Source organism: Methylobacterium ajmalii (genome assembly GCF_016613415.1).
Lineage (GTDB): Bacteria > Pseudomonadota > Alphaproteobacteria > Rhizobiales > Beijerinckiaceae > Methylobacterium > Methylobacterium ajmalii.
This window is the reverse complement of record NZ_JACWCT010000018.1, coordinates 20,957-21,253: the sequence shown is the minus strand read 5'-3', so window position 1 is coordinate 21,253 and position 297 is coordinate 20,957. Positions and strand designations below refer to the sequence as shown.

The window sequence follows — 297 nt, the reverse complement described above, 5'->3', positions numbered from 1 at the left end:
TAGGCTGGATGTGCAAGCGCGGTAACGCGCTGAGCTGACCAGTACTAATCGCTCGATCGGCTTGATCGCTCTCATGATCCGTGTCCGGATCAGACCAACACCACAGACATGATGAAGACGGACCAGCAGCCCCAGCGGCTGCCGGTCGGCATGCTTGCCGAACGACGTGCTTGGCCGGTCTGGTGGTCAGAGCGGGGTGATCAGAACCCGATCCCATCTCGAACTCGGCCGTTAACCGCCCCAGCGCCTATGGTACTGTGTCTCAAGACACGGGAGAGTCGGTCACCGCCAGACCTG

The 297-nt window shown here is 60.9% G+C and carries 1 rRNA gene; it reads left to right on the top strand.

The window, feature by feature from the left end:
* The first annotated feature begins 178 nt into the window (after positions 1–178).
* A 5S ribosomal RNA gene (gene rrf, locus HPY23_RS03105) occupies positions 179–294 on the top strand.
* Positions 295–297 lie beyond the last annotated feature (3 nt).